The organism is Aliidiomarina minuta (assembly GCF_003987145.1).
Lineage (GTDB): Bacteria > Pseudomonadota > Gammaproteobacteria > Enterobacterales > Alteromonadaceae > Aliidiomarina > Aliidiomarina minuta.
Genome location: NZ_PIPL01000001.1, coordinates 101,692 through 128,426, shown reverse-complemented (window position 1 = coordinate 128,426; position 26,735 = coordinate 101,692). Strand labels below are relative to the sequence as shown.

Annotated in this window: 25 protein-coding genes and 2 tRNA genes; 5 read left to right on the top strand and 22 right to left on the bottom strand. The window is 48.3% G+C overall.

Annotated elements, in window-relative coordinates; genetic code table 11:
* The first annotated feature begins 17 nt into the window (after positions 1-17).
* From ybeD to lipA, 3 genes are all read left to right on the top strand, one after another.
* On the top strand, positions 18-281 hold the full coding sequence (ybeD, locus tag CWE09_RS00605; protein ID WP_126801971.1) for a DUF493 family protein YbeD: 264 nt from the start codon (positions 18-20) through the stop codon (positions 279-281).
* Between the two features lie 67 nt (positions 282-348).
* Positions 349-1,011: a lipoyl(octanoyl) transferase LipB gene (gene lipB / locus CWE09_RS00600; RefSeq protein ID WP_126801970.1), complete on the top strand. Its 663-nt coding sequence runs from the start codon at positions 349-351 to the stop codon at positions 1,009-1,011.
* Positions 995-1,960 (top strand): lipoyl synthase, encoded by a 966-nt coding sequence (gene lipA / locus CWE09_RS00595; RefSeq protein WP_126801969.1) that lies wholly within the window; start codon positions 995-997, stop codon positions 1,958-1,960. The genes lipB and lipA overlap by 17 nt, the downstream gene beginning before the upstream one ends.
* A gap of 53 nt (positions 1,961-2,013) precedes the next feature.
* On the opposite strand, the gene CWE09_RS00590 is transcribed toward lipA, so the two are convergent.
* The 17 genes from CWE09_RS00590 to rlmE form a co-directional block, all read right to left on the bottom strand.
* Positions 2,014-3,267: a M64 family metallopeptidase gene (locus CWE09_RS00590; protein ID WP_126801968.1), complete on the bottom strand. Its 1,254-nt coding sequence runs from the start codon at positions 3,265-3,267 to the stop codon at positions 2,014-2,016.
* Positions 3,264-4,211: a lipoprotein NlpI gene (gene nlpI / locus CWE09_RS00585; protein WP_126801967.1), complete on the bottom strand. Its 948-nt coding sequence runs from the start codon at positions 4,209-4,211 to the stop codon at positions 3,264-3,266. Before nlpI ends, CWE09_RS00590 begins: the two co-directional genes overlap by 4 nt.
* 118 nt (positions 4,212-4,329) lie before the next feature.
* Positions 4,330-6,423, bottom strand: coding sequence for a polyribonucleotide nucleotidyltransferase (pnp, locus tag CWE09_RS00580; RefSeq protein ID WP_126801966.1), 2,094 nt, complete (start codon positions 6,421-6,423; stop codon positions 4,330-4,332).
* 157 nt (positions 6,424-6,580) lie between these two features.
* Entirely contained in the window at positions 6,581-6,850 is a 270-nt protein-coding gene (gene rpsO / locus CWE09_RS00575) for a 30S ribosomal protein S15 (RefSeq protein ID WP_126801965.1), read from the bottom strand.
* 52 nt (positions 6,851-6,902) lie between these two features.
* Positions 6,903-7,874, bottom strand: coding sequence for a tRNA pseudouridine(55) synthase TruB (gene truB, locus CWE09_RS00570; protein WP_126801964.1), 972 nt, complete (start codon positions 7,872-7,874; stop codon positions 6,903-6,905).
* Positions 7,875-7,876: 2 nt separating this feature from the next.
* On the bottom strand, positions 7,877-8,260 hold the full coding sequence (rbfA, locus tag CWE09_RS00565) for a 30S ribosome-binding factor RbfA (RefSeq protein ID WP_126803876.1): 384 nt from the start codon (positions 8,258-8,260) through the stop codon (positions 7,877-7,879).
* A gap of 77 nt (positions 8,261-8,337) precedes the next feature.
* On the bottom strand, positions 8,338-11,019 hold the full coding sequence (gene infB / locus CWE09_RS00560; protein WP_126801963.1) for a translation initiation factor IF-2: 2,682 nt from the start codon (positions 11,017-11,019) through the stop codon (positions 8,338-8,340).
* A gap of 21 nt (positions 11,020-11,040) precedes the next feature.
* Positions 11,041-12,537 (bottom strand): transcription termination factor NusA, encoded by a 1,497-nt coding sequence (gene nusA, locus CWE09_RS00555; protein ID WP_126801962.1) that lies wholly within the window; start codon positions 12,535-12,537, stop codon positions 11,041-11,043.
* A gap of 24 nt (positions 12,538-12,561) precedes the next feature.
* Positions 12,562-13,020 (bottom strand): ribosome maturation factor RimP, encoded by a 459-nt coding sequence (gene rimP / locus CWE09_RS00550; protein WP_126801961.1) that lies wholly within the window; start codon positions 13,018-13,020, stop codon positions 12,562-12,564.
* 132 nt (positions 13,021-13,152) lie between these two features.
* Positions 13,153-13,229: transfer RNA gene (locus CWE09_RS00545), tRNA-Met, on the bottom strand.
* 66 nt (positions 13,230-13,295) lie between these two features.
* Positions 13,296-13,382, bottom strand: a tRNA-Leu gene (locus tag CWE09_RS00540).
* 20 nt (positions 13,383-13,402) lie between these two features.
* A complete protein-coding gene (secG, locus tag CWE09_RS00535; RefSeq protein ID WP_126801960.1) occupies positions 13,403-13,717 on the bottom strand; it encodes a preprotein translocase subunit SecG in 315 nt (104 codons plus the stop codon).
* 8 nt (positions 13,718-13,725) lie between these two features.
* The gene (gene tpiA, locus CWE09_RS00530) at positions 13,726-14,463 is read right to left on the bottom strand and encodes a triose-phosphate isomerase (RefSeq protein ID WP_126801959.1); all 738 of its coding nucleotides are present in this window, start codon (positions 14,461-14,463) and stop codon (positions 13,726-13,728) included.
* A gap of 83 nt (positions 14,464-14,546) precedes the next feature.
* Positions 14,547-15,884, bottom strand: coding sequence for a phosphoglucosamine mutase (gene glmM / locus CWE09_RS00525; RefSeq protein ID WP_126803875.1), 1,338 nt, complete (start codon positions 15,882-15,884; stop codon positions 14,547-14,549).
* Positions 15,884-16,696 carry a dihydropteroate synthase gene (folP, locus tag CWE09_RS00520; protein WP_126801958.1) on the bottom strand — a complete coding sequence of 271 codons (813 nt, stop codon included), beginning with the start codon at positions 16,694-16,696 and terminating at the stop codon, positions 15,884-15,886. The genes glmM and folP overlap by 1 nt, the downstream gene beginning before the upstream one ends.
* 40 nt (positions 16,697-16,736) lie before the next feature.
* Positions 16,737-18,698, bottom strand: coding sequence for an ATP-dependent zinc metalloprotease FtsH (ftsH, locus tag CWE09_RS00515; protein ID WP_126801957.1), 1,962 nt, complete (start codon positions 18,696-18,698; stop codon positions 16,737-16,739).
* A 68-nt stretch (positions 18,699-18,766) separates the two neighbouring features.
* Positions 18,767-19,396 (bottom strand): 23S rRNA (uridine(2552)-2'-O)-methyltransferase RlmE, encoded by a 630-nt coding sequence (gene rlmE, locus CWE09_RS00510; protein WP_126801956.1) that lies wholly within the window; start codon positions 19,394-19,396, stop codon positions 18,767-18,769.
* Positions 19,397-19,522: 126 nt separating this feature from the next.
* Here rlmE and yhbY point away from each other — a divergent pair, with 126 nt between their 5' ends.
* The gene (yhbY, locus tag CWE09_RS00505; RefSeq protein ID WP_126801955.1) at positions 19,523-19,816 is read left to right on the top strand and encodes a ribosome assembly RNA-binding protein YhbY; all 294 of its coding nucleotides are present in this window, start codon (positions 19,523-19,525) and stop codon (positions 19,814-19,816) included.
* On the opposite strand, the gene CWE09_RS00500 is transcribed toward yhbY, so the two are convergent.
* The gene (locus CWE09_RS00500; protein ID WP_126801954.1) at positions 19,817-20,356 is read right to left on the bottom strand and encodes a hypothetical protein; all 540 of its coding nucleotides are present in this window, start codon (positions 20,354-20,356) and stop codon (positions 19,817-19,819) included. It lies immediately after the preceding gene.
* A 78-nt stretch (positions 20,357-20,434) separates the two neighbouring features.
* On the opposite strand from CWE09_RS00500, the gene CWE09_RS00495 reads away from it, so the two are divergent.
* Positions 20,435-20,722 carry a helix-turn-helix domain-containing protein gene (locus CWE09_RS00495; RefSeq protein WP_126801953.1) on the top strand — a complete coding sequence of 96 codons (288 nt, stop codon included), beginning with the start codon at positions 20,435-20,437 and terminating at the stop codon, positions 20,720-20,722.
* A 90-nt stretch (positions 20,723-20,812) separates the two neighbouring features.
* Here CWE09_RS00495 and greA read toward each other — a convergent pair whose 3' ends face one another.
* The 4 genes from greA to dapB form a co-directional block, all read right to left on the bottom strand.
* A complete protein-coding gene (gene greA / locus CWE09_RS00490) occupies positions 20,813-21,289 on the bottom strand; it encodes a transcription elongation factor GreA (protein WP_126801952.1) in 477 nt (158 codons plus the stop codon).
* Positions 21,286-24,513, bottom strand: a complete 3,228-nt coding sequence (carB, locus tag CWE09_RS00485; protein ID WP_126801951.1) for a carbamoyl-phosphate synthase large subunit — start codon at positions 24,511-24,513, stop codon at positions 21,286-21,288. Before carB ends, greA begins: the two co-directional genes overlap by 4 nt.
* A gap of 34 nt (positions 24,514-24,547) precedes the next feature.
* Complete coding sequence (gene carA, locus CWE09_RS00480; RefSeq protein WP_241974276.1) at positions 24,548-25,726, bottom strand: glutamine-hydrolyzing carbamoyl-phosphate synthase small subunit; 1,179 nt, start codon at positions 25,724-25,726, stop codon at positions 24,548-24,550.
* A gap of 139 nt (positions 25,727-25,865) precedes the next feature.
* Entirely contained in the window at positions 25,866-26,681 is an 816-nt protein-coding gene (gene dapB / locus CWE09_RS00475; protein WP_126801949.1) for a 4-hydroxy-tetrahydrodipicolinate reductase, read from the bottom strand.
* Between the last annotated feature and the right edge of the window lie 54 nt (positions 26,682-26,735).

Here is a 26,735-nt window from a genome sequence, read left to right as displayed (position 1 = left end):
ATACGCAGGGGGTGCTTATGCAAACTAAATTTGATGAACTGCTCGACTTTCCATGCAATCTTAATTTTAAGATTATGGGCGTCGCCAGCGATAATTTGACCGATGACGTGCTGGCTGTCATACAGCAGCACGCGCCGGGCGATTATAAACCGCAACAACGCCCTTCCAGTAAAGGAAATTATGTCTCTTTGTCGGTCAGCGTGATCGTTACCAGCAAGGAACATATTGAGTTACTGTATCGCGAAATTTCCGCTTTAGAAGACGTTCGTTATGTTCTCTAAGGCCGTTCCGATATAACCCTACCCTTCTTCGGGTGTAAGTACTTTCCTTGCAAGGTATAATGCTCTTATGAATCGACTGACTATTCGCCAATTAAATAGCATGCAATACGAACCGGTATGGCAAGCTATGCAAAGCTATACCGACCAGCGTCATGACGATAGCAATGATGAAATATGGATCGTAGAGCATTATCCAGTATTCACGCAGGGCCAGGCTGGTAAAGCTGAGCATATTCTGGCCCCGGGCGATATACCTGTAGTGCAGGTCGATCGTGGCGGTCAGGTGACCTATCATGGCCCTGGGCAACTAGTCGTTTACTTTTTGATTGATATACGGCGTCGAAAAATGGGCGTTCGCCAGCTGGTAACTGCAATAGAAGAAACTGTAGTTAGCGCACTTGCGGATTACGGTATAACGGCCGCCCCTCGTGCCGACGCTCCAGGTGTTTATATCGGCGAAGAAAAAGTCTGTTCGCTGGGTTTGCGTATTCGTCGCGGCTGTTCTTTTCATGGGCTGGCCTTAAACGTTAATATGGATATGCAGCCTTTTGCCCGAATTAACCCTTGTGGTTACGCGGGTATGCAAATGACGCAGACATCTGCTCACGCAGGCCCACAGACCATTGAGGAAGCCGCAACAGCGGTTACCCAGGCATTCACTAAGCACCTCAACTATGAGCAGGTGCAGACAACTACGGGGCTTATCGAAGACTATGTCCAAGCCAGTTAGAATGGAACCAGGCGTCAAAATGCGTGACGCTGACAAAATGGCACTTATACCGGTGCAAATCGTACCTACCGAGCGCGATCAGATGCTACGAAAGCCTGATTGGCTTAAGGTTAAGTTGCCTGCATCCTCAGAAAAAATTGACCATATTAAGAAAGCTATGCGCAAGCATGGTCTGCATTCGGTGTGTGAAGAAGCTTCCTGTCCGAATCTGCCTGAATGTTTTAACCACGGCACCGCTACTTTTATGATACTAGGCGACATTTGTACCCGTCGCTGCCCGTTCTGCGATGTTGCCCATGGCCGGCCGCTACCACCGGATCCTGCCGAGGCCCGCAAACTGGGTGAGACTATTGCCGATATGGGAGTTAGTTATGTAGTTATCACGTCGGTTGACCGTGATGACCTGCGTGACGGTGGTGCTCAGCACTTTGTCGACTGTATTCGTGAAATCCGCGCCTTTACTCCAGACATAAAAGTAGAAGTGCTGGTACCAGACTTCCGTGGCCGTATGCAAAAGGCCCTGGATATCATGGAAGGGGAAGCACCTGATGTATTTAATCACAACTTAGAAACCGTACCACGCATGTATAAAGCGGCTCGTCCGGGCGCTAACTACCAGTGGTCTCTGGATCTCCTGAAACTGTATAAAGAACGCCGTCCGGATGTAATGACTAAGTCAGGCCTGATGGTGGGTTTAGGCGAAACTAACGAAGAGATTCTGGAAGTAATGCGGGATCTGCGTCGTCATAATGTCGATATGTTGACTATTGGCCAGTATCTGCAGCCAAGTCGTCATCATATTCCTGTTGCCCGTTATGTGCATCCGGATGAGTTTGCCATGTTAAAACGGGAAGCTGACAAAATGGGCTTTACCCATGCAGCCTCAGGCCCTCTTGTGCGTTCGTCCTATCATGCCGACCTGCAAGCCGCTGGCATTAACGTCAGCTAACTGCAAACAAACTGCTCACTCAAAACCAGCCTTCCCGGCTGGTTTTTTATTATTTAAGGTGCTTTATTTTGACTCTGCTGCATTAGCTCAATATAAAGCCCGGGAATATAATCCAACTCATGATGTTGCATAAAGGTTCTTTTCTGCAAGGGTTTCCAGGCCTGGTATTCTGTTTTGTCGCAGGTCTCAGCGCGGAAGAGTCCAATTTTAGACCCATCAGTAGACCCCAGCCTGTAATACTCACCCTCAGCCTGACCTATGGATTGTTGCAGATGTTCACGCCAGGGTAGTTCCTCTTCTAAGCGTGCGAACTCGTTAGCAGAAATACGCTCTCTTTCGGTAACTACTATATTTTTCGCATTAAAACGATATCGGCCACTGCAAAAAAGTTCTGCTAAATCTGGACTCATCGGGTATTCATCCGCCAATCCGAACCAGTGCCCCATCTCATGCACCAGAACCGAAAATGAAGCATCGACTGGCATAAACAGCTGATTACTGCGAGCATTTGCGATGCCCGACCGGGTAATAAACCATTGGTACTTCTCACTTTGATATTCGCCCGCCAATGAACAATCAGCTCGCCCGTTAGTAGGATCACATTCAATCTTACCTGCTGAGCCTAAAGTGAAACAAAAGTCCATCACCGCCAGTTCATGTTGTTCTAGTCTGGCTACCCACTCAAAAGCAACTTCATTAGCTTCAGGAACCGTCGCATAAATAACTACCGGTACAGAGCAACTTAACTCATCGCTATGACGCAAAAGATCAGCCCCTTTGCGCAGCCGACTCCATTCTGCAGTACGGGGGGCCACATCGCGCCAGCTATACTCAATGGATAGTTCGGGATGATGCAACAGCAAGCGAGCCTGCATGTCCTGTTGACGTGGCTCTGGGTGTAACTCTTTGATCAGCGCATAAGCTTTTTCCGGTGATTCTTCAGCCAAAACTGAAGCGACCACAATGGAGGCTTCGTGATTGCCAAGCTCTGCAGCCGCTCTCAACCATTGCTCGTTTTGCGCAGGAATATGTTGAGAAAGCGCATAGGCTGCTCCGGCATCGCCCTGCGCTACCGCACGCTGATAATAAGATAACGCCTGAGCACGGCTGTCCCGGCGCCAATACCTTTCGCCCAGATAATGACTGGCACTACCGACACCATAATAGCTGGCTGTATAAGCATAAGAGCGGGGAGAGTTTTCAAACAATGACTTCCAGTAATCACTCGAAGTCGTCTGGCTAGAATGGAGAATAAAAATAACAGGCGTCAGCAAGGCCAACGCCAAAGGGCGAATTATTTTCTTCATCGAGGAGCTATACGATCACCATTACGCAATCGTTCCAGTTCCAACGGTGCATATCTGTGTTCAATAAAATCATAAATATTGGTAGCCAGAGCTAACTTCAAATAATTAGCCGCATCATCATCATAACCCTGGAACATCTCATATTTAGCAAGATAGAAGTATGCTTCAGCCAGACGCTCGGTCAACGCCCTCTGATCTTCAACGTTCTCAAGAGTGCTGGCGATTAACTGTTGAGCATCTATTTCACCAGTGAATAAGCGGATAATATTGTGTTCCCAGTTTTCCGGTACATGTTGCTTACGCTGAGACAGTAATTGGTAAGCACGTTCCTGTTCTAGCTCATATTCAGCAAAAAACAACCAGATAACCCGATAAGCATCCTGCTCATCCTGATAATGATAATCTGCAAAATCAGCCTGGGCCAAATCGTACTGGCCGGAATAATACGCAGTAATGCCCCGATTCAGATAAACATAAGGGTGTTCAGGATCCAGTTCCAGAGCACTGTCAAAGGCTTCAAAGGCAGTCTCAAAATCCCCCGCCTGTGTCGCATGAATACCTATGTAATTATAAGCATCTGACATACCCGGACGATATTCAAGCACCTGATTAAAATCAATACGAGCCAGCGTCGACATACCTAAAGCGTCATATAAAGCACCACGACGATAAAGCAGAATAGCCATTTGCTCGTCACTCAGCTCATGTTCCAGCATAAGCTGAGAAATCTGGGCGATTTCTACCTGTCGCTGGCTGCTTGGCATCACAGGTTCTACCAGAATAAACTGGTTACCGCTAACGCCAGGTTCGCGAACCGGACGGGTAATACTTACGGTGGCCGGATCAGTAGTTGCCCGTTGTTCCTGCTCTGGTGTCTGAGGGCTAGTGCTACAGGCTACCAGCAGCAAACTCAACATCGAACTTAATAATATTCGTAACTTCAAAGTCTGACTCCAAAAGTAATTGCCTTTCCATTAGACCACAACAATGATCAGGCTTGAAGTGCTTTTACTCGGATACAAAAAAGGCTCCCGCAGGAGCCTTTTTAATCAGCGACAGAATTTATTCTGCAGCTTTTTCCTGAGCTTCTTTCATGCTCAGACGCACACGACCCTGACGGTCGATTTCCAGCACTTTAACAGCTACGGTGTCGCCAACGCTCATATGAGCATTCACATCTTCAACCCGCTCTTCAGCGATTTGCGAGATATGCACCAGACCATCTTTGCCTGGCAGGATAGTAACGAAAGCACCGAAATCAACGATACGGGCTACTTTACCCTGATAGATACGACCTACTTCAACATCAGCAGTGATTGCTTCAATGCGCTCTACAGCGGCACGAGCATCGGCTTCGTCGGTAGCTGCAATCTTGATCACACCGTCATCAGTAATTTCGATGTTGGTGTTAGTAGATTCGGTAAGCTCACGAATAACCGCGCCGCCTTTACCAATTACATCACGGATTTTTTCAGGGTTAATACGCATGATATGGAAGCGTGGAGCAAAGCTCGATACTTCTTCACGGTGACCACTGATCGCTTCATCCATCACATTCAGAATATGCAGACGAGCGGCACGGGCCTGGGCCAGCGCTTTTTCCATAATATCTTTAGTAATACCTTCGATCTTGATATCCATTTGCAGTGCGGTAACGCCATCTTTGCTACCGGCCACTTTAAAGTCCATATCACCTAAGTGATCTTCATCACCTAAGATGTCTGAAAGCACAACAAAGTCGTCGCCTTCTTTAACCAGACCCATGGCAATACCAGCCACTGAAGACTTGATCGGCACACCAGCGTCCATCAATGCCAGTGAAGTACCACATACCGAAGCCATAGAACTTGAACCGTTTGATTCAGTAATTTCAGACACTACACGCACTGTGTACGGGAATTCTTCTGCATCTGGCATAACTGCCAGTACACCACGTTTCGCTAAACGGCCATGGCCAATTTCGCGACGCTTAGGTGAACCAACAAAGCCCGTTTCACCTACACAGTAAGGAGGGAAGTTGTAATGCAGCATAAAGCGTTCAGTACGAGCGCCCATGATTTCATCAATGTTCTGAGCATCACGTTCAGTACCTAGCGTAGCCACTACCAGCGCCTGAGTTTCACCACGGGTGAACACTGCAGAACCGTGCGTACGAGGTAATACACCCGTCGCCATATCAAGACCACGCACCATATCAGGTTCACGACCATCAATACGTGGCTCACCAGCGATAACACGACCGCGCACTACCTGACTTTCCAAAGCATGGAAAATATCCGAAGCTTCTTTCTCATTTAAATCTTCAAACTTAGCCCGCAGCGCTTCCATCATGTCCGTACGCACAAGACTCAAAGCGTCACGACGTTCTGTTTTATCAGTCTGAAGGTAAGCTTCGCCAATTTTACTTTCAGCCAGCTCTTTAACAGCGGCTTTCAATTCTTCGTTCTGAACAGGTGCTGTCCACTCCCACTTAGGGGTGTTCACTTCTGCAGCAAACTCGTTGATAGCTGAAATCGCAGTTTGCATCTGCTCGTGACCGTACATAACGGCACCCAGCATAGCTTCTTCACTTAACAGGTTAGCTTCTGATTCAACCATCAGTACCGCTGCCTGAGTACCTGCTACTACCAAATCCAAATCTGAAGTCAGCAGTTCAGTAGTCGTTGGGTTCAATACGTATTCGTTGTTAATTACACCAACACGTGCTGCGCCAATTGGACCCGCAAAAGGCAGGCCTGAAACCGCAAGCGCTGCTGAAGTACCTAACAGCGCAACAATATCTGGTGCTACTTCAGGGTCCAGAGATACTACCGTAGCAATGACCTGAACTTCATTTTTAAAGCCGTTCGGGAATAATGGACGAATAGGACGGTCAATCAGACGTGAGGTTAAAGTTTCATTTTCAGTCGGACGGCCTTCACGCTTAAAGAAACCGCCTGGGATTTTACCCGCTGCGTAGGTACGCTCCTGATAATTTACTGTCAGAGGAAAGAAGTCCATGCCTTCTTTCATTTCTTTTTTACCCACTACCGTTACTAAAACCGTAGTGTCACCGATACTGGCTAGTACAGCACCTGAAGCCTGACGAGCCATAGCTCCGGTTTCTATAGTTACAGTGTGCTGGCCATACTGGAATTGCTTAGTTATAGGATTCACTTTATCTTTTTCCTTTACCTTACTTACATGTTGGCTTTTTATCCAAAGCCTCTCTTTTCACTATTTCTTCGCGCACAGTATAGCGAAGTCGCGCTCAAAATAAGAGCGTTAAAACAAAAAAGGAGCCAATTAAGGCTCCTTTTTTCAACAAATCTGTTTAGCGACGTATACCTAAACGCTTAATCAGGTCTGCATAACGGTCTGTGCTCTTACGCTTAAGGTAATCAAGCAACTTACGACGCTGGCTTACCATACGCAACAAACCACGACGTGAATGGTGATCGTGGATATGTTCCTGGAAATGGCCCTGCAAATGAGCGATTTGCGCGGTTAACAAAGCGACCTGAACTTCAGGAGAACCGGTGTCTCTCTCGCCTTGACCAAATTCTTTTACTATTTCTGCTTTCTTCTCTGCATTTAGTGACATAAGTACTCCAAAAATAAGCCCGACCGATCACTAATTCAGCCAGGGGTTAAAATCACGGCGAAGTATACGGTCTTTTCGCCCCTACTTCAAGGTCAAATACAACCAGTCTTTTCGGCCAGGCCAGGCCATCGGCTCTGTACTCTGCCACGCCAAGAAATACCTGCTCGGTATTTTCCACCCGAATCAGGGTTCCGGCAGGGGCCGACTCGGCATTCAGCGGCTGGCCATGTAAAAAACTATGCGCCTGGCGACTGTTGACTGTCTTCAGCGGCAGGTTAGCAACCGGGCTATACACTGGTAGTAACAAAGCATCCAGCTCCGCGTAATCAAAGTCAGCGCTTTCTGTAGCATCGGCTACATAGGCATTTAACTGATCCACACTAAGCATGGCATCCGCCGGATAATCGGCTACCTGAGTACGATGCAAGGCCTGCACATGCGCCCCACAACCCAGTAACTGACCCAGATCATCGACCAGAGAGCGAATGTAAGTACCTTTGCTGCAGTGTACTTCCATCTCCAGCACATCGCCTTCACGTTGCAATAGCTCTAAACGATAAATGCTGATAGGCCGTGCTTCACGCTCTATTTCAATGCCTTTTCGCGCGTATTCATACAAAGGCTTCCCCTGATGCTTCAATGCTGAAAACATCGAAGGCACCTGCAGAATATCGCCGCGGAAGGTATCTAGTGCCGCAGCTAACTGCTGTTCATTAACGTCCACTGCAGCTTCGGCCACCACTTCGCCATCGGCGTCACTGGTATCGGTACGAACCCCTAACTGAGCACGTACCCGGTAGGTTTTATCCGCGTCCAGCAGGAATTGGGAAAACTTAGTCGCTTCCCCAAGGCAGATAGGTAACATGCCCGTCGCCAGAGGATCTAAAGCCCCGGTATGACCCGCTTTCTGTGCATTAAAAATGCGCTTCACCTGCTGCAGGATACGGTTCGAAGATTCACCCTGGTGTTTATTGACCAGTATCACCCCGTTTACCGGACGGCCTTTTTTACTACGCTTTGCCACTATTATTTCTCTGATTTATTTTTACGGGCTTCATCTGAAGCAATGGCTTCATTGACCAGTTTTGACATCCGGATACCTTCGTTCAGTGAACTGTCATGTTCAAAACGCAGATTCGGAGTAATGCGTGCTTTTAAACGCTTACCTAATAAAGTACGAATAAAGCCCGCGGCGTCATTCAATACTTGTAAGGCTTCTTTCACCTCATCCTGATCATCATTCAGGAAGGTGACAAAAACTTTGGCATACGCTAAGTCACGTGAAACCTCAACATCAGAAATGGTCGGCATGACCACTCGTGGATCTTTAATTTCACGCTGTAAAATTTGCGCAACTTCGCGCTGCAGTTGCTGCGAAAAACGGTCCGTACGGCTGAATTCTTTACCCATTTCAAGCTCCTGTTGCCTGAATACAAACATGGGGGCACCTGGCCCCCATGCTGATACAGACTGTTGTTAAGCCAGTATTATAAAGTTCGCTCGACCTGGATGGTCTCGAAGACCTCTATCTGATCGCCGACCTTAACATCATTGTAGTTCTTAACGCCGATACCACATTCCATGCCGTTACGAACTTCCTGTACGTCATCTTTAAAGCGACGTAAGGATTCCAGTTCGCCTTCATAGATAACAATGTTATCACGCAGAACACGGATTGGTGCAGAACGCTTAATGACACCTTCAGTTACCATACAACCGGCAATCGCGCCCAGTTTTGGTGATTTGAAGACATCCCGGACTTCAGCCAGACCAATGATCTGTTGCTTGAATTCCGGTGCCAGCATGCCTGTCATGGCCTGAGTGATTTCGTCTATTACTTCATAAATGATGCTGTAATAACGAAGATCAACCTGCTCACGTTCCACGGCACGCTTAGCGGTAGCGTCGGCACGTACGTTAAAACCAATTACAATAGCGTTCGAAGCGCCGGCTAAAGTAATATCCGTTTCCGTAATACCACCTACACCATTGCCAATAATATTCACTTTCACTTCATCAGTAGACAATTTGCCCAGTGACTCAGTAATAGCTTCCAACGAACCCTGTACATCAGCTTTAAGCACGATGTTAAGTTCAGATACTTCGCCTTCCTGCATGTTGTTAAACATGTTTTCCAGCTTAGCTTTCTGTTGACGTGCAAGTTTCACATCACGGTATTTACCTTGACGGTAGTTAGACACTTCACGCGCTTTACGCTCATCGCGCACTACTGTGACTTCGTCACCTGCAGCAGGAACACCAGACAGACCCAGAATTTCCACTGGTATCGAAGGACCCGCAGATTCAATCTCGCGGCCCAACTCATCGCGCATCGCTCGTACCCGACCATATTCCAGACCACATAACACGATGTCGCCACGGTTCAGCGTTCCGCTTTGCACCAGAATAGAAGCTACCGGTCCGCGGCCTTTATCCAGACGCGACTCAATAACAACACCCTGTGCCATACCCGTCTCATCGGCTTTAAGGTCAAGCAATTCAGCTTGCAGCAAAATAGCTTCCAGTAGCTGATCAATATTCTCACCGGATTTAGCAGATACGTGAATAAACTGAGTATCGCCGCCCCATTCCTCTGACAACACATTGTGCTGTGAGAGCTCGGATTTAACCCGATCCGGGTCCGCTTCTGGTTTATCCATCTTGTTAACAGCAACCACTATAGGTACGCCAGCTGCCTTAGCATGCTGAATACCTTCAATGGTCTGCGGCATAACGCCATCATCCGCTGCAACCACCAGAATAACCACATCCGTTGCGCCAGCACCACGTGCCCGCATCGAAGTAAAGGCAGCGTGACCTGGCGTATCCAGGAAAGTGATCATGCCATGACCAGTCTCTACGTGGTAAGCACCTATATGCTGGGTAATGCCGCCGGCTTCGCTATCCGCTACTTTCGCTTTACGAATATGATCCAGTAATGACGTTTTACCATGGTCAACGTGACCCATAACAGTAACTACAGGCGCACGAGGTTTAAGTTCACCCTCGTCAGAGCGGTCATCGAGCACCGACTGTTCAAGTGCATTGTCATTGACCAGTAAAGGTTTATGACCCAGCTCTTCAACGACCAGTCCAGCTGTTTCCTGATCCAGAACCTGGTTAATAGTAACCATCTCGCCCATTTTCATCATGGTTTTGATTAGCTCACTGGCTTTGATCGCCATGCGATTGGCCAGTTCAGCTACGGTAATGGTTTCAGTAATACGAACTTCACGCTCTACCGGAGCAGCAGGTTTATTAAAACCATGCTGTAAGGTACTTGGCGCACGCATTTTGCCACCTTTACGGCGACGTTCACGGCGTGGAGTTTCGTCATCTTTATTGTCTTTACGACTACGTTTTTTCTTATTCCGACGTGAACGGCGTTCTTCGTCAGTGTCCTGTTGGTCCTCAGCCTGCTTTGCAGTTTCAGAAGTGGTAAAGTGAACCTCTTCTTTTTCCGCCAGCTTACGTTTGGCTTCTTCTTCTTTCCAACGGGATTCGTTTTCTTCAGCCAGACGACGCGCTTCTTCAGCCTGTTGCTTAGCTTCTTCTTCAGCTTTTTTCTGAGCTTCGGCTTCCTGAATCTTACGCAGGCGTTCTTCTTCCGCTTTAGCGGCATCTGCTTTAGCGATTTCTTCTGGCGTCATTTTTTCACGAGCCGCTTTTTCAGCTTCCGCTTTCGCTTTTTCCTGACGTAACTTCTCTTCTTTACGTTTCTCTTCCTGACGCGCTTTTTCTTCCGCTGCTTTACGTTCTGCTTCTGCTTTGGCTTTTGCCTCAGCTTCGGCTGCTGCCTGAGCTTTAGCTTCCGCTTCACGTTCCGCCGCTAAACGCGCCTCTTCTTCCTTCTGCAACTCTTCTGCTGAAGGACGTTTCACGTAGGTGCGTTTTTTGCGTACTTCGACCTGTACTGATTTCGACTTACCGCCACCACCAGGAACGCTCAGCGTGCTTTTACTTTTACGCTTAAGTGTCATACGAGTAGGTTCAGACGGGCCTTCTCCACCATGTTGTTTGTTCAAATGAGTCAACAGCTTCTGCTTCTCATCTTCGCTCACGCTGTCTTCGGCACCTTTGCTCATGCCGGCATCTTTAAACTGTTGTAACAACCGTTCAACGGAGGTCCCAATGTCGCTGGCAAGCTTTTCTATTTTAACTTCTGCCATGTAGTAATCACCTCACTGACTTTATGCTTCATCGCTGAACCAACAGATGTTACGAGCTTTCATGATAAGCTCGCCTGCTTTCTCAGCGTCTAATGACTCTATTTCAGACAGGTCATCGATGCCTTGTTCCGCTAAATGTTCAAGCGTCACTACACCTTTTGCTGCCAACTCATATGCTAAATGCTTATCCATACCATCCAGTTCAAGCAATGCCTGCTCTGGCTCAGCACCTTCCAGCGACTCTTCAGACGCCAGCGCTTTCGTAGTCAGATAATCTTTAGCACGGGTACGTAGGGCTTCAACCGTATCCTCATCCAGACCTTCAATAGCCAGCAGCTCGGCTGCCGGAACATAAGCCACTTCTTCAAGCGATGAGAAACCTTCATCAATAAGTACAGCAGCAAAGTCTTCATCGATATCCAGACCTGTAGTAAACAGGTTAGTCAGACGATTCGCTTCTTCTTCGTTACGCAGATTGAAATCTTCAACCGTCATCACGTTCAATTCCCAGCCGGTGAGCTGGCTTGCAAGGCGAATATTCTGACCGTTACGGCCAATGGCCTGAGCCAGGTTGTCCGCTTCAACCGCTATTTCCATGCTTTTCGTTTCTTCATCCATCACAATAGACGCAACTTCGGCTGGTGACATCGCATTAATAACGTATTGTGCAGGATTTTCGTCCCACAATACGATATCAACCCGTTCACCGCCTAACTCACCAGAAACGGCCTGCACCCGGGCGCCACGCATACCAACACAAGCACCTACAGGGTCAATGCGACGGTCATTGCTTTTCACTGCAATTTTAGCGCGTAAACCAGGGTCCCGGGCTGCGCCTTTGATTTCAATCATTTCTTCGCCAATTTCCGGCACTTCAATACGGAACAGCTCAATCAGAAAATCAGGATGCGTACGACTTACGAATAATTGAGCACCGCGTGCTTCCGGACGTACCGCATGCAATAAACCGCGTACACGATCACCCGGGCGAACCGTTTCACGTGGCAACATATCTTCACGGAAAATAACCGCTTCCGCGTTATTTCCTAAATCCAGAATCACATTATCGCGAGTGGTTTTCTTAACAATACCACTGATCAGTTCGCCAACCTGCTCTTCGTACTCTTCGACAACCTGAGCACGTTCAGCTTCGCGCACTTTCTGCACGATAACCTGCTTAGCCGTTTGCGTCGTGATCCGATCAAATTTAATCGACTCAATCTGTTCTTCAACGTAGTCGCCTAACTGCAGCTCTGGTTCATCATATTGTGCTGCTGATATACTCATCTCAGCGTATGGGTTTTCCGCTTCCGCGTCATCTGCAACCACCTTCCAGCGACGGAAGGTATCAAAATCCCCTGTCTGACGATCGATAACCACGCGAACTTCTATATCGCCTTTGTATTTTTTCTTGGTTGCCGTCGCCAGCGCGGTTTCCAGTGCTTCAAATATCTTGTCACGAGGTACCGCTTTCTCATTCGACACCGCTTCTGCGACCATTAAAATTTCTTTATTCATGTTCGTGCCTCGCCAACGAAATCCTTAATCGAAATTCGGAACTAAATTTGCTTTCTTAATAACGGCTACGTCTACTTCTAGCGTATCTTCGCCGATACCAAAAGTGACCTTGTTATCGCTTACGGTACGAATCACGCCGGTAAATTTGCGTTTTCCTTCCACAGGCATATTCAAAGCCACCTGAGCCAACTGGCCCTGAAACTGTTCGTAATGAGCCGCCGTAAACAACGGACGGTCCAGACCTGGCGATGAAACTTCCAGGTTATACTCTGTATTTATTGGATCTTCAACGTCCAGAACTGCGCTTACCTGACGGCTAACATTTGCGCAATCATCAACTGAAATACCTTCAGAATGATCAATATAAACACGCAATGTTGAGTGCTTTCCTGCACGAATAAATTCTACTCCAACTAACTCGTAATCCAGTGCCGATACAGCCGGCTCCAGCATGTCAGTTAAACGTTCAGCTATGGTCGCCAAGGCGTCCTCCAGAAATAAAAAAAGGGCTTATAGCCCAGTTTTTGGTGACGATATAAAACTTCATCACAGGGCAGATAGCAAAAAGCCCCGCTTGCATGTCGGGGCTTTTCAACCAAACTGGAACCCTGTAATTGGTTGCGGGGGCAGGATTCGAACCTACGACCTTCGGGTTATGAGCCCGACGAGCTACCAGACTGCTCCACCCCGCGTCCGATTAAGTGCCATTATACTAAAATGGCTTATAACTTCAATACTACAGCGAGTATTAGGTTATTTGGTGCCGAAGACGAGACTTGAACTCGTACGCCCGTTAGAGCACTACCCCCTCAAGGTAGCGTGTCTACCAATTCCACCACTTCGGCTTTGTAACTAGTACCTGGTCTTAATTGCCCGGTGGTAATTCGTTCTGACTTTCTTCAGGAACTACCGGAACGCTTAAATCGCCCCAGTCTTCTCGAGTATCGCCGCCGCCAGCCGCTAAGTTACCCAGCAATAAGCTAAGTAAAAAGAAAGCTACCGCCAGAATAGTAGTAGTGCGAGTCAGAAAGTTACCTGAACCTGCTGCCCCGAATACAGTATTCGAACCGCCACCACCAAAAGAGGCACCCATGTCGGCGCCTTTACCGCGCTGCATAAGAATCATAGCGATCAACGCAATAGCACACAATAAATATAGAACTAAGAAAATCTCATACATGCTGTTATTTATCCTTTCACCGCACTGCAAATAGCACGAAATTGCTCGGCAACCAGACTGGCTCCGCCAATCAAACCACCATCGATATCTTCTTGTGCAAAAATTATTTCAGCGTTATCCGCCTTTACACTACCGCCATACAACAGGCTTATTTTTTGCGCTTGCTGAGCGTCAATAGTTGCCAGCAGAGCACGAATTTCCTGATGTACTTCCTGAGCCTGCTCAGGACTTGCGGTCATTCCTGTTCCAATCGCCCAAACCGGCTCATAAGCCACTACCAAACGATTCAAATCTGCATTCTGTAAAGCACTTAACAACTGTTGCTTAACTACACTCATTGTTTGACCCGCTTCACGCTGAGTCAGGCTTTCACCAACACAAAGCACAGCGGTCAAACCAGCTTCTTGTGCTGCTACCAGTTTACTGGCCACCACCTGGTCGTCTTCTGCAAATAGCGAGCGACGCTCAGAGTGCCCAACCAGCACATATTCACAACCCACTTCCTTCAGCATCGAAGCTGAAATTTCGCCGGTGTAAGCACCTTGCTGAAACGAGCTGCAATTCTGTCCGCCGACAGCCAGTTCTGTATTCTGAGTGCGTTGCTGCAACGCCGACAGATAAGGAGCTGGGGGACAAATCACTACATCAGCTGTATAGGATTCTGAAGCCAGGGCTGAAACCATGAAATTTACCAGTTCCAAATCACCATTAAGCTTCCAATTTGCAATCACTAAAGACTGTCGCATCGTTGTCGTATCCCTCGTTTCAAGCGGCCGTGATAGTACCTAACCTGAGCCCAACTTACAAGTATCCAGACTTAAAAAAGCGCTCAGCTGGCCGCACTCACTTCCGCTGCTATCTGTTGTGCATAAGCCTTTACTACTTTCTCATTCTGACCTTCTACCATCACCCGAATCAAAGGTTCAGTACCTGATTTGCGTAATAATACCCGTCCCTGCCCAGCGAGTGCTTCTTCAACCTCAGTAACCGCTGATTGCACCGCCTGCGACAACATAGGATCTTCATCGCCGCTCAGTTTTACGTTAATCAGAACCTGAGGTAGCTTTTTCATGCCTTGCAATAACTCACGGATGCCCTGTTCTTTCCTAACCATCGCGGCCAGTATTTGCACACCAGCAATAATACCGTCGCCAGTGCTATGGTAACGCAAATTGATTACATGGCCGGAACCTTCACCACCAATATTCCAGCCATTTGTACGTAAAGCTTCCATGACATGGCGATCACCCACTTTAGCCCGCACAAAAGGAATACCTAAATCCGCCAGCGCTAGTTCAAGCCCCATATTGCTCATCAGGGTACCTACTACGCCACCTTCCAGATTGCCGCTTAACAAAGCTTCTCTGGCTAAGGCATAAACAATTTCGTCACCATCAATAACCCGGCCCTGACCGTCAACCATTATAATACGGTCACCATCGCCATCCAGCGCCAATCCTAAATCGGCCCCTTTTTGCTGTACTGTCTGAGCCAGCAGATCCAGATGAGTAGCACCGCACTCATGATTAATATTCAGACCGTCTGGTTGAGTACCGACTTCATAGACAGTTGCTCCAAGCTCTCTGAAGACACTAGGGGCAACGTGGTAAGTGGCACCATGAGCACAGTCCACAACCAGCTTAATACCTGCCAGGGATATATCACCTGGGCAAACGCTTTTACAGAATTCGATATAACGACCCGGCGCGTCCTGAATGCGCGAAGCACGCCCTAAAGCTTCTGAGTCGACGCAATCCATAGGCTGTTCCAGCATAGCCTCAATCTGCGCCTCTGACTCATCGCTCAGTTTATGTCCGGTATCGGAGAAAAACTTAATGCCATTATCATAATAAGGGTTATGCGAAGCACTAATAACAATGCCCGCTGAAGCCCGGAATGTACGAGTCAGATAAGCGATAGCTGGTGTTGGCATAGGACCTAATAACTCGACATCCACTCCGGCGGCCGACAATCCTGCTTCCAGAGCCGACTCCAGCATGTAGCCAGAAATACGGGTGTCTTTACCAATTAAAACTTTAGTATTGCCTTCCGCTGCCAGTACTTTACCCGCAGCCCAGCCCAGTTTCAGCACAAATTCAGGAGAAACCAGGTCACTACCCACACGCCCACGAATACCATCAGTCCCAAAATACTTCCCCATTGTAATTAATACTCCTCTTGTAGGGTTGCGCACACGACTTGCATAGCCTCTACAGTCGCTCTAACATCATGTACCCGCACAATTCGGGCACCTTTCATCGCCGCAATAGTAGCGGCTGCCACGCTCGCTGCCAGCCGCTGGCTCACTTCAGCCCCGGTTACCTTGCCCAACATTGATTTACGGGACAGCCCAACTAATAAAGGCAGCCCCAATTCCTGTAACTCCGGTAAACGCTGCAACAATTGGTAATTATGCTGCACACTTTTGCCAAAACCAAATCCAGGGTCCAGTAATATCTGTGAACGCTGAATACCAGCTTGTTCACAGGCTGTAACTCGTTGTTGCAAAAAATCTTTCACTTCACCAAGCACATCAGTATAACTCGGGTTACGTTGCATACTGCGAGGCTCCCCCTGCATATGCATCAGGCATACCTGAGCCTGAGTAGCTGCAGCTGCTGCTAACGCTCCTTCCGAACGTAGAGCATTCACATCATTGATCATGCTGGCACCTGCGGCCACGGCGGCTGTCATAACCTGAGGCTTACTGGTATCCACGGAAACCGACACCGCAAAACGCTCTGTAATGCTTTTAATAACAGGTATAACCCGCTCCAGCTCTTCCTCCAGTGATACCGCGCTTGCTCCCGGGCGGGTCGACTCACCACCCACATCCAGCCAGGTGGCCCCTTCACTGAGCATACGCTCAGCCTGAAACAATGCTTTATCCAGGGTATTAAAGTTACCACCGTCAGAAAATGAGTCCGGGGTAACATTAAGTATGCCCATAACCTCAGTCATCGCAGTACTACCATGCATAGAAACTCCATAAAAAAGCCCCTGTTCGGGGCTTTTTCAATTACTTAGCTGGAGACCCGTCCGGGTTATCTAAATCCAGCGAACCATCAGGGTGTTTTGACTTACCCCGCTCTTTATCATCATCGCCAGCGCTGGCAGATGGTCCTGAAGGCGGGTTATCGTTATCTGCTTCCTGCCAGTCTTTGGGGGCGCGCACTTCACGCCGTTCCATCAGATCATCAATCTGCGTTACATCAATAGTTTCATATTTCATTAACGCATCTTTCATGGCATGCAGGATATCGACATTGTCTTCCAGAATTTTCTTCGCCCGCGAATAATTCTTATCGATGACTTGACGAATTTCAGCATCAATAGCGCGCATAGTTTCGTCCGACATTTGTTTATTCTGAGCTACCGAACGGCCCAGGAAAACCTCGCCTTCATCTTCGGCATAGAGCAACGGCCCCATTTTACTCGAAAGACCCCACTGAGTAACCATTTTACGGGCAATATCAGTAGCGCGTTCAATGTCATTTGAAGCACCTGTGGTGACTTTTTCATCGCCATAAATAATCTGCTCTGCGATACGGCCACCGAACAGACTCGACAGCATGCAGTCCAGATGTTGTTTACTGTGACTGACACGATCCCGCTCAGGCAAATACATAGTAACGCCCAGAGCACGACCACGCGGAATAATAGACACCTTATATACAGGGTCATGTTCAGGAACCAGGCGACCTACAATAGCGTGGCCCGCTTCATGGTATGCCGTCATCTCTTTCTCAGATTCCGTCATGACCATCGACTTACGTTCAGAGCCCATCAGAATCTTGTCTTTGGCTTTCTCAAACTCGCCCATAGACACAGTCCGACGGTCCCCACGAGCCGCAAATAAAGCAGCTTCGTTGACCAGGTTGGCCAGATCGGCACCTGAGAAACCAGGCGTACCACGGGCTATCACTGCAGGATCCACATCATCGCCAATAGGCACTTTGCGCATATGTACTTTAAGAATATGCTCACGACCACGGACATCCGGTAACCCTACGGTAACCTGACGGTCAAAACGGCCTGGGCGCAGCAACGCCGGATCCAATACGTCAGGACGGTTAGTCGCAGCAATGACAATAATACCTTCATTACCTTCAAAACCATCCATCTCAACCAGCATCTGGTTCAGTGTCTGCTCACGCTCATCATGACCACCACCTAAACCAGCACCACGCTGACGACCCACCGCATCTATTTCATCGATGAAAATAATACAAGGCGCTGCCTTCTTGGCTTGTTCAAACATGTCACGCACTCGGGATGCGCCCACACCGACAAACATTTCTACGAAATCAGAACCTGAAATGGTAAAGAAAGGTACTTTCGCTTCACCAGCCACAGCTTTGGCTAATAAAGTTTTACCCGTTCCCGGAGGACCGACCATCAATACGCCGGTCGGAATACGACCGCCCAGACGTTGGAACTTATTGGGATCGCTAAGGTAATCAACCAGCTCGCCGACTTCTTCTTTGGCTTCATCACAACCGGCCACATCAGCCAGGGTAGTTTTCACCTGGTCTTCTGCCATCAGGCGTGCTTTGCTCTTACCAAAGGACATAGCGCCACGGCCACCACCGCCACCGCCTTGCATCTGACGCATGAAGAATATCCATACGGCGATAAGCAGCAACATCGGGAACCAGGAAATGAAAATAGACGCCAGCATGCTTGGGCTTTCTGGCTCGGTGCCATGCACGGTTACATTGCGCTCAATCATTTCATCCAGCAATGCCTGATCCTGCATTGGCATGATGGTTTTGAATTGTTGATTACTGGTATCGGTACCGGTAATCACCCGTCCGTCAATAGTAACCTCACGGATTTGCCCCTGATTCAGTTCACGTACAAACTTGGTGTAGTCGTACGCAGGTGCTGTGGTGCCGGTTGGGCTAAAGCCCTGAAAGACACTCATTAACACAACTGCAATAACTAACCAGAGGATTAGATTTTTCGCCATATCGCTCAACGCAATTACCTCTTTACCTTAATGCTAGTTGATAGCCCCGCCACGCGGGATGCCATCAGCATAGACTACTATAATTTATAGCCGCTCGCCACCAGGAAGACCTCGCGCGATCGTGCTCTTGATGAGTCGGGTTTTCTCACTTTCACTGTTTTAAAGGACGCTCGGACATCAGCCAGGAAAGGATCAAATTCTGCACCCTGGAAAACTTTGACCACAAAACTGCCATTAGGTTTTAACACCTGCTTACACATATCAAGCGCCAGCTCAACCAGATACATAGAGCGTGACTGATCCACTGTCTTATTACCACTCATGTTCGGCGCCATATCCGACAGTACAACATCCACCTTGGCGCCGCCGATGCGATTAAGCAGCGCATTAAGCACCGCTTCTTCCCTGAAGTCGCCTTCCAGAAAGTCGACACCAGCAATAGGGTCCATGGGTAATATGTCACAGGCTATCACCTGACCCTTGCCCTGCTGAATGTTTACCACAAACTGAGACCACCCACCTGGAGCAGCCCCCAGATCAACTACGGTCTGCCCTGGTTTTAGGATCTTATCGCGCTGCTGAACGTCCTCTAATTTGAAAACGGCACGTGAGCGCAAGCCTTGCTTTTGCGCTTTTTTAACGTATTCGTCATCAAAATGCTCTTTTAGCCAGCGCTGACTGCTGGCTGTACGTTTCTTTTTTCCCATAAGAGCAGCAAAGACCTCTTCAATTGACTGGCTCACTAGTACAGATGGCGGTAGAATACCTTAAATTCAAGGGAATTTGGTAACTACAAGGCCATTTCCCGTCGTTAAGCACAGGAAAGACGCTACATGAACTTATCAAATAAACAAAAACAGTACCTGAAAGGACTGGCACATCCACTCAAACCCGTTGTAATGCTGGGCAATAATGGGCTAACCGAAGGGGTTGTAGCTGAAATTGACAGTGCACTAGAGCACCATGAGCTGATTAAAGTAAAAGTGCCAGAAGAGGACAAAGAACTACGCAACGCTGTGCACCAGACTATCGCCAGTGAAACCGGATCTTTTATTGTCCAGACTATTGGTAAAACTCTGATCCTGTACCGCCCGGCTCAGGAACCTGACATCAAACTTCCTCGCTAGTCAGGCTTCACTTGGCTCAGTACCTGGTAAATCGCTCTCCAGCTTTGCCAGACTACGGGCCAGGTGCTCTAACACTTCCACCCGCTCAGTCTGACCTTCGCCAAGGCTAAAATACATATCCAGCATCATCCGTAAAAACTCCTCTGATGGCGTTACATTATAGCGTTTGAGTAATGCCTGGCACTGACTGAATGCTTTAATGACGAGCTCTGAATCAGGTTGTTCGACATGTTCGGCTGCATACTGTCGCAGACCCTCACTCACGTGCGCATCTGGTAACGACGGGATATCCAGGCGCATATAGGGGGAGAAGAACCAGTCCAGCGACAAACGCCTACGTAACAAAGCATTGACTATCGTTTTATAGGGAATAGTCCCGCGCCGTCGCCAATTCGCATAGCTAGAAGGACTCGCATCCATCCAGCGCAGAATGCCAGCAACTTTCCGCTCACCCGCGAGCTGCCCCAAACGCTCCATATATTCATCAAGCGAGGGCTCTTCCAGCTTGATTTTCGCACCCTGTTGTGTTTTATTTGTCATTTATCTTCGTTTGAATAATATTTTATGTTCGCATGAACTCTATTTGAACTCCGCTTGAGCTACTATGTAATTACAAAAATGAAAAAAGATCAAATAAAAAAAGAACTTGCTGCCCGAGGGTTCGATTTCAGCATGCTCGCCGAGGTCATTGGAAAGAGTCCTTCCCTGATTTCAAAAGTGGCATCCAGACAGGCAAAATCTCAGGTAGTGGCTCTCGCAATAGCAAAAGCTCTTGGTGTATCAGTAGCTGAGGTTTTTCCGGATATACCGGCCTACCAGCTACAAAAACCAGGTAACGAGGAACAGAGAGCCGCCAGACAGGCGGAGTTAAGACGTTTGTTAGAAGATGATTCTGCCAATAATTAAGATCGTTCGCTATGACAATAATCTGTTTTATAAAAATAAAAAAACCCGCTAACTAGCGGGTTTTTTGCTCATAAGGCCATAAAGGGGTGACTAGATATATTCAACCGCTATAACTTCATACTCAACTTCTCCATTCGGAGTAGCTACTACTGCGACGTCATCAACCTGCTTACCTATAAGCGCTCGCGCAATCGGAGAGTTCACTGAAATCAGGTTTTTCTTAATGTCAGCCTCATCGTCACCCACTATTTTATAACGCACTTCATTGTCATTGCTGGTATTAAACAAAGAGACAGTGACACCAAATACAATTTTTCCAGTATCCGGCATTTTCTTCACATCAATAATCTGGGCATTGGACAGTTTTGCCTCGATTTCCTGAATGCGACCTTCACAGAAGCCCTGTTGTTCACGGGCAGCATGATACTCCGCATTTTCTTTCAGGTCTCCATGCTCACGCGCATCCGCGATAGCCTGAATAATACGCGGTCGATCTTCTGACTTTAAACGCTTTAACTCTGCACGCAATGCCTCAGCACCATCCACAGTCATTGGAATATTTGTCATGCTTCCTTTACCCTCTTATGTAAATCCTGAACCGAACTCACCCGAGCCCGGTCATCTACAGTATGTGCTTTAACTGTAGCAAACCCTGCATTTAACGTGGTGGTGTATATCACTTTATTCAATAGCGCTTCACGTCGAATGTAAACCGAATCTTCAATCGCCTGGCGACCTTCAACGGTATTGATTATATAGCTATACTCGCCATTTTTAATAGCATCAACAATATTCGGGCGCCCTTCTTGCAGTTTATTTACGATGCTGCAGGTAACACCCTGGTCTTTCAGCCAGGCCCCGGTTCCACCGGTGGCTTCGACTTCAAAACCAAGTGCTATCAGGCCACGAGCCAAATCAGTGACCCGACTCTTATCGCCTTCACGCACTGAGAGCAAAGCCTTGCCTTTACGCGGCAGTGCCTGACCACAGGCCAGGTTAGCCTTGGCATAAGCTTCTTCAAAGCTCTCACCTACGCCCATGACTTCACCCGTGGAACGCATTTCCGGACCGCGAATAGGATCTACGCCCTGGAACTTGGCAAAAGGCACCACCACTTCTTTAACTGAATAATAGGGCGGTATCACTTCGTTTGTGTACCCTTGCTCTTTCAGACTCTGACCTGCCATCACCCGGGCCGCTACTTTCGCTAAAGGCACACCCGTGGCTTTAGACACAAAAGGCACCGTACGTGCAGCACGCGGATTCACTTCAATCAGATAAATATCGTTTTCTTTAATCGCAAACTGAGTGTTCATCAGGCCACGTACATTAAGCTCAAAGGCCAGTTTACGCACCTGCTCACGCAGTTCTGCCTGCAACACATCGCTCAGTGAATACGGCGGCAACGAACAGGCTGAGTCACCGGAGTGCACGCCTGCCTGTTCTATATGCTGCATGATGCCGCCAATCAGCACATCTTCACCATCACAAATGGCATCAATATCCACTTCAATCGCATTATCCAGAAAGCGGTCCAGTAACACAGGTGCGTCATTTGACACTTTTACCGCTTCCGTCAGATAACGGCGCAGATCCGGCTCATCGTAAACAATTTCCATGGCACGACCACCCAGTACATAGGAAGGACGCACTATCAGCGGATAGCCAATACGACGCGACTCAACCATAGCCTCATCATAATTAGTGACTGTTGAGTTTTCAGGCTGTTTTAAGCCTAAACGCTCAACGGCTGTCTGGAATCTTTTGCGATCTTCAGCGCGGTCAATAGAGTCCGGTGAGGTGCCTATAATAGGCACGCCGTTAGCTTCCAACTCACGTGCCAGCTTAAGTGGAGTCTGCCCACCATACTGCACTATGACGCCTTTAGGTTTCTCAATACGTACAATTTCCAGTACATCTTCCAGCGTAATAGATTCAAAATACAGACGATCCGAGGTGTCGTAGTCGGTAGAAACCGTTTCCGGATTGCAGTTCACCATGATGGTTTCATAACCATCCTCACGCATCGCCAGCGCTGCATGCACACAGCAGTAATCAAATTCAATGCCCTGGCCAATGCGGTTAGGACCACCACCGATCACCATGATTTTATCGCGATCAGTCGGCCGGGACTCGCATTCTTCATCATAGGTTGAATACATATAAGCGGTTTCTGAGGCAAACTCACCAGCGCAAGTATCAACGCGTTTGTACACGGGGAAGATGGAATGCAGCTCACGTCGCTTGCGTACTTCGCCTTCGCTGACATCCAGCAGACTGGCCAAACGCTCATCCGCAAAGCCTTTGCGCTTCAGATAACGTAAAGTGTCTTCGTCGAGGCCGGCCATGCCCAGCTGACAGACTTCGTCTTCAAGCTTAACGAGTTCTTCTATCTGCACCAGATACCAGCGGTCAATGCGAGTTAACTCAAAGACATCGTCTACGCTCAGACCAAAACGGAACGCATCACCTATATACCAAAGACGCTCAGCACCGGGTTCTTTTAACTCACGAATAATAGTGGCTTTGGCTGCTTCACGGTCAGTCAGGTCAACCAGTGAATCAAATCCACTGAACCCTAACTCAAGACCACGCATGGCTTTTTGCAAGGATTCCTGCTGGTTGCGCCCTATCGCCATGACTTCGCCTACCGATTTCATTTGTGTCGTCAGACGGTCATTGGCACCGGCAAATTTCTCAAAGTTAAAGCGTGGAATTTTAGTCACTACATAATCAATGGCCGGTTCGAATGAAGCAGGCGTTATGCCACCGGTGATCTCATTTTCCAGCTCATCCAGGGTGTAACCCACCGCCAGCTTGGCCGCCACTTTAGCAATTGGGAAACCTGTCGCTTTAGAGGCCAGCGCCGATGAACGGCTGACTCGGGGATTCATCTCAATAACCACCAGGCGACCGGTATCCGGGCAAACGCCAAACTGCACGTTGGAACCGCCTGTCTCGACGCCGATTTCACGCAGTACAGCCATGGCGGCATTACGCATGATCTGAAATTCTTTATCGGTCAGGGTTTGCGCCGGAGCCACGGTGATAGAGTCACCGGTGTGCACACCCATAGGGTCGATATTTTCGATGGTACAGACAATGATGCAGTTATCATTTTTGTCCCGCACCACTTCCATTTCATATTCTTTCCAGCCAATCAGCGACTTGTCGATCAAAAGCTCATTGTTGCGTGACAGTGCCAGACCACGACGACAGATTTCTTCAAATTCTTCACGGTTGTAGGCTATGCCTCCGCCGCTGCCGCCCATAGTGTAAGACGGTCGGATAATACAGGGAAAACCCAGACGTTCCTGAGCTCCGAAAGCTTCTTCCATACTGTGGGCAATTTCAGCCTGCGGTGTTTCCAGACCAATAGCTTTCATAGCTTTATCAAAACGATCACGGTCTTCCGCTTTGCCTATCGCATCGGCGGTAGCACCTATCATTTCAACATTGTATTTTTCCAATACACCGTACTGCTCCAGCTCAAGCGCACAATTCAGCGCCGTCTGCCCACCCATAGTAGGTAAGATGGCATCTGGCTTTTCAATCTGAATGATTTTTTCAACCACTTCCCACTGAATAGGTTCGATGTAAGTCACATCGGCCATTTCAGGATCAGTCATAATAGTGGCTGGATTCGAGTTGACCAGAATGACCCGGTAACCCTCTTCGCGCAAAGCCTTGCACGCCTGAGCACCTGAGTAGTCAAACTCACAGGCCTGACCTATTACGATAGGGCCAGCGCCTATGATTAAAATGCTTTTTATATCTGTACGTTTTGGCATAAAGCGTCGTTATCCTCTGTCACTCAAGGGCATATTAAGCCTGTTCAGGCTGCTTGGCGGTATGTTCCTGCATCAGTTCGATAAAATGATCGAACAAGGGGGCAGCGTCATGCGGTCCTGGACTGGCTTCAGGGTGTCCCTGAAAACTGAAGGCCGGTTTATCCGTCGCGTGAATGCCCTGCAAGGAGCCGTCAAAGAGTGATTTATGGGTGGCTTTAAGGTTCGCCGGTAAAGAGCTTTCCTGCACGGCAAAACCATGGTTCTGACTGGTAATCATAACCACACCCCGTTCAATATCGAGTACGGGATGGTTGGCGCCATGATGACCAAATTTCATTTTCTCAGTCTGAGCCCCTAACGCCAGCGCCAGTAACTGATGACCAAGGCAAATACCAAATACCGGTAAAGATTTCTCTAGAAATACTTTAATCGCCTGCACTGCATAGTCACAGGCTGCAGGGTCGCCTGGACCATTCGATAAGAAAACCCCATCCGGCTTCATAGCCAACACTTCCTGAGCGGGTGTCTGCGCCGGTACCACAGTAATGCGACAACCGCGATCCGCCAACATACGCAGGATATTCAGCTTAATACCATAGTCATAAGCGACTACATGAAAATCGGTGTCTTTTTGCGTATTATAGCCCTGCTCAAGTTGCCAGGACATTTCAGTCCAGGGATGTGCCGCCTCACAACTGGCAAGCTTGGCTAAATCCATTCCTTTCAGACCTGGAAAATTGGCAGCGGCCTGTTTTGCCTGCTCAATATCGGGAACTTCTCCAGACTCAACGCTTAACACACAGCCGCCCTGAGCACCGTGCGTACGCAGGTGATTGGTCAACCGACGTGTGTCGATATCGGCAATACCGGAGATATTATTGGCTTTCAGATAATCGTCGAGAGATTGTTGATTGCGGAAGTTACTGGCTAATAAAGATAAATCACGAATAACTAATGCTTTGGCCCAGACTTGTTCGGATTCTATATCCTGATCGTTAGTGCCGTAGTTGCCTATATGGGGGTAAGTGAGAGTAACTATTTGTTCAGCGTAGGAGGGGTCAGTCAATATTTCCTGATAGCCTGTCATGGCGGTATTAAAAACAACTTCACCAACGGCCTGTCCCGTAGCTCCAATGGCCGTACCATGGAACTCAGTGCCGTCAGCGAGAACCAGTATCGCTTTTCGCGCGGCTTTTCTCGCAGTAATGCTCAAGGTAACCTCCGAACATAAAAAAACGGGTAAAATCAAAAATTTGACTTCCCCGTTTTGCATTAACTATGCAGTGTTTCTCTGTCACAACGACACGATCATGTGTACTCGACAAATTGCAAATAGTTTACAGAATTTACAACTATTCGTCCAGTCCCAAAACATGATTCATGCTATAAAAGCCTGCCTTTTTGCCATTCAGCCAAAGTGCTGCATTCAGGGCCCCTTCAGCGAAGGTTTTACGATCTGCCACCCGGTGCGTGAGCTCCAGACGTTCGCCACCTAACACCAGATATACAGTATGTTCACCTACAATATCGCCAGCCCGTAAGGTCGCAAAACCAATGCTACCTGGCCGGTGAGCCTGGTCGCTAAAGTTACGCTGATATTCGGCCACGTCGCTAAGTACCTGATTGCGGCCTTCTGCCGCAGCCTCTCCTAAAGCCAGTGCTGTCCCTGAAGGTGCATCACGCTTCGCCGTATGGTGCGCTTCCAGAATTTCAATATCTGCTTTAGTACCTAGCGCCTTACTGGCAGTACGTACTAACTCGCGTAACAAATTCACACCCAGACTGGTGTTAGCCGCGTACAAGACTGCGGTTTCTTCAGCTACCCGCTGTAAATCCTGGTTTTGCTGCTCACTCAACCCGGTAGTGCAAATAACAATTGGTGTTTTTGTTTGTTTGGCTACCGTCAGATTACCGGCTAATGCCAGCGGTAAAGAAAAATCCACCAACACATCCGCTGCTTTGGCTGCCGCTGTCAGCTCATGGGTAACGGTCAGACCAGCTTCGGTCGTGCCTATCAGGCTACCTACATCCTTACCTAAGGCTGATGACTGGCTATGGGTTACCGCTGCTACCAGCTCGCTGCCCGAATCCGCCAGAATGGCTTTAATCAACTGTTGACCCATGCGACCTGAAGCGCCTAAAACGGCTATTTTGACCCTTGTACTCACGATGATCTCACCTGCTTAAATTGGAGACAAACAGTCTACCAGTCTGACTGAGGC